This is a genomic window from Companilactobacillus futsaii JCM 17355 (genome assembly GCF_001435505.1).
Classification (GTDB): domain Bacteria; phylum Bacillota; class Bacilli; order Lactobacillales; family Lactobacillaceae; genus Companilactobacillus; species Companilactobacillus futsaii.
The window spans coordinates 427-3,856 of record NZ_AZDO01000133.1; the positions used below are offsets into that span (position 1 = coordinate 427).

4 protein-coding genes are annotated in these 3,430 nt (G+C 34.3%); 2 read left to right on the forward strand and 2 right to left on the reverse strand.

What is annotated here, in order from left to right; genetic code table 11:
• On the forward strand, positions 1-133 hold a 133-nt coding region (locus tag FC88_RS13060; protein WP_200951543.1), incomplete at its 5' end, for a zinc ribbon domain-containing protein.
• A 539-nt stretch (positions 134-672) separates the two neighbouring features.
• On the opposite strand, the gene FC88_RS09955 is transcribed toward FC88_RS13060, so the two are convergent.
• Positions 673-2,088 (reverse strand): MFS transporter, encoded by a 1,416-nt coding sequence (locus FC88_RS09955; RefSeq protein ID WP_057815185.1) that lies wholly within the window; start codon positions 2,086-2,088, stop codon positions 673-675.
• A gap of 98 nt (positions 2,089-2,186) precedes the next feature.
• Between FC88_RS09955 and FC88_RS09960 the strand changes: the two genes are divergently transcribed.
• Positions 2,187-2,690: a PadR family transcriptional regulator gene (locus tag FC88_RS09960; RefSeq protein WP_162256553.1), complete on the forward strand. Its 504-nt coding sequence runs from the start codon at positions 2,187-2,189 to the stop codon at positions 2,688-2,690.
• Here the strand turns inward: FC88_RS09960 and FC88_RS09965 are convergent.
• On the reverse strand, positions 2,677-3,213 hold the full coding sequence (locus tag FC88_RS09965) for a TetR/AcrR family transcriptional regulator (protein WP_057815189.1): 537 nt from the start codon (positions 3,211-3,213) through the stop codon (positions 2,677-2,679). The genes FC88_RS09960 and FC88_RS09965 overlap by 14 nt on opposite strands.
• Between the last annotated feature and the right edge of the window lie 217 nt (positions 3,214-3,430).

Sequence of the window (3,430 nt, forward strand, 5' to 3'; positions counted from 1 at the left end):
AGATAGAGAATGGACTTGTCCTAACTGTGAAACCCACCACATTAGAGACTGGAATGCTTCTAAAAATATCTTAACCAAAGGTTTGATCGAATTATCCAAGCCATTAACTGAAGATAGTCCAATATATAAATAAAAAAATGGGCGTTTGGCAACTCACGTCCTAAGTTCTGGTAATTAGCGAATAAGACGTTATGATTCCGATTATCTAAAAACATGAGATACTGTAATGCAATGCTTTATCTGAATAAGTTGTGACTAGTAATTAATTAGTGATGAGCTATTTAGTGAAGTTCACAAGCCACTGACTTTAGTCAGTGGTAGTTGACATCTGGTTCCTTACTAAGTTAGGTTGATGCTGGATGCCGTCGTCCGTTCTGCTTTGTGGACGCTGGAACGTACTGGACGCAACTGAGCATCCACAAAGCTGCCACTACCGACTAGATAACGTCATTTATGGTTTATTTCAAATAATTCAGAGTCAAAAATAGCATCTATTCAGATATAGCATTTACTGCCATTATCTGAATAGATGCTTTATTTGTTTGATTGTATAAAAATATAAAATTCTATCTAGTCCGGAATAGCAAAGAAAATTGGCTCAGTAGTGCCCACTACGTTCCAGCCAAATTTTCTTTGCTATGGAGGACGGCATTTTTAGTAAAAATCAAAATATCATTTACTACTGCGACGATGCCAAATAAAAATTCCCACCAGCAAAATAACACTAATAGCACAAGACAAACCAAAAGTAATATGCATTCCATCAATGAATAATTGTGGCTTACTTGGCATATAAGACTTAACTCGGCTGCCGTCTAAAATCGACATTGAACCAAATAACAAAGTCGTTGACATAGCTGAACCAACTACCATGCCGACAGTTCTAGCTAAACTATAAACACTACCGGCAGAACCATAGTCTTTTTGCGAGACGTTACTCATTACTAAAACATTATTAGGTGAATGGAACAAACCGTTTCCTAATCCTGCTAAAGCTGCCCCTATGGCAAAAATCAACACAGTATTATTTAATCCACTGATAACGTAAAAAATTTGTCCAAAACTAATAATTGCTAAGCCAATCAGAGTAATTTTGAATGGATCGTGTTTATCAGCTAGACTTCCTGAAATTGGTGCCACGAATAGCTGCACTACTGGAAAAATCAACAAGAAGAAACCACTGAATAACGGACTGAATCCTCGAGCATTTTGTAAGTAAAATGGTGCGATGACATCAAAGAAGAAATCGACGATAAAAACCATAAAACATGCTAATAGTTGCATAGTAAACCATTTATTTTTAAACAAATTTACTGGCAAAATCGGTTCACTTTGTTTAGCTTCATAACGATACAAAATAATCAACAAAATAAGTCCGACGATTGTCATAGTAAGAATTCGCCAATCGGCCCATCCTAATTGTTGACTCAATAAAATACCGACAAACATAGTAGTAAAACCAATCACTAATAGAATTGATCCAGTTAAATCAAAGCCTTGACTAGTATATTTTTGATCCAATTTACTAGGCAAGTATTTAAATAATAAAAATGTCGCGATAATACCAATTGGTACATTCAACCAAAAAATAATATGCCAAGGGAAAAAGTTCAATAAAATTCCGCCGATACTAGGTCCGATGATTCCACCTAAAGAAACGAACGAACCCATCCAACCTAAAGCTTGTCCACGACGACTATCAGGAAAAACCTCAACGATAATACCATTTGAGGTCGCCATCGTCATTGCAGCACCAATTGCTTGTAAACTGCGTGAAATTATCAATGTCAACCAACTGACTGACAACGCACACAAGGCCGAACTAACAACAAATAAGAAAGTTCCCCACTTAAAAAATTTAATTTTGCCGTATTTGTCACCGAGTTTTCCAAAAATCATTAAAGTACTACTCATCACAATTAAATACATCGTCACGACCCAATTGATCAAGCTCATATTAGTATTCAAAGCCTTACTCAACACTGGTAGTGCAACTGTTACGATGCTACTATCTAAAGTAGACATAAAAATAACGATCCCAATTCCTATCAGGATCATTGTTAAGTTTTTATTCTTAATCTGTTCCATAATTATCCTCAATACTATATATTAATATATATAGTTTAATATACAAATAAAAAAAGTAAAGGACAACAAAAATGGCTCGCGCAAACACTTTACAATACATGATTTTAGGATTACTCACCCGTCAGGAAATGACTGGTTATGACATCAAACAAACTTTTGATAAAGAAAAAGCCGAATTTTGGAGCGCTCCCTTTAGTCAAATTTATCCAGAGTTAAGTCGTCTACTAAAAAAAGAATTGGTTGAATTAGTACCTGATGAAACAAAAAATTCCAGAAAAAAAACCTATCGAATTTCTTCTCAAGGTTTGAAATTATTCAACGATTGGTTACAAATTCCTTTAACACCTGGGGTAACTCAATTGAATAATGACGACTTTATTTTAAGGCTGCATTTTTTAGGTAAAAAAAATCAAAAAATTTTACAACCATTAATGATCTTACGCAGACAAACAATCAAAATGGAATTAATACAACTAGAGCTTGAACTCACTGAAGTCGTGCATCATCCTGAACAATATGGCCGTGAATTTATCATAAGAAAAGAACTCGCCACTAAAAAAGCTGATCTTAAACTTTTAAACTCAGCTATCAAAAAAAGTTAGAACGAAGACTCTGTAAATCATCCGCAAAAGCTACTCGAATAATAATCTTTGTCAATTCTTCTGGAGTCTCTGGCATTCCATTTTTGACCCATCGCTTCATAATTCCCTGCATCCCCAACATGATATATGTTTCTTGATATCCCGTCATCGGCTCAAGATGTTGGCCGCCTTGTTCCATTGACTTATGCATTTTTTCTAATAATTTAGTTTCACCTTCTATAAAAACTAAATTACTAATTTGCGGATTAGCATAAAAACCTTCTAACAGTCTTTGCAATGCTTTTCCTGGCGAAATTTCTTTAGGCATATCTAAGCCGTCCAAAAATTCACTTTCAATTTTATCGACACACATATAAATATCATCGAAATAACGATAAAAGGTCGTTCGATTGACGTGTGCTCGTTGGCAAACCTCGGTAACCGTAATAGAACTGAGGCTCTTTTTTTGCAACAATTGTAAAACATTCTCTTGTAGGGCCTTTTTCGTATGTTGTGCTTGCTTGTTATTTTTGATTCCGACCATAATTATCTCCTATTTGTGCAACAATTTGTCTCAGATTGATGATTGAATTTATCAATTATATTTTTTATTATATGAAACATGGTGTTGCAACAATAATGACATATTACCAAATTAATTGTTATAATACATTAAAATCTTAAAGTTAGAGAGAATAATTAATGCCGCAAATTGCAAGAACAAGTTAGCCACTTTGGAAAAATAAAGAAAAGTTAAGATT

Excerpts from the sequence above, each read along its gene's own strand:
- FC88_RS09955 (WP_057815185.1), bottom strand. The coding sequence starts at position 2,088 with ATGGAACAGATTAAGAATAAAAACTTAACAATGATCCTGATAGGAATT.
- FC88_RS09960 (WP_162256553.1), top strand. The coding sequence starts at position 2,187 with ATGATTTTAGGATTACTCACCCGTCAGGAAATGACTGGTTATGACATC.
- FC88_RS09965 (WP_057815189.1), bottom strand. The coding sequence starts at position 3,213 with ATGGTCGGAATCAAAAATAACAAGCAAGCACAACATACGAAAAAGGCC.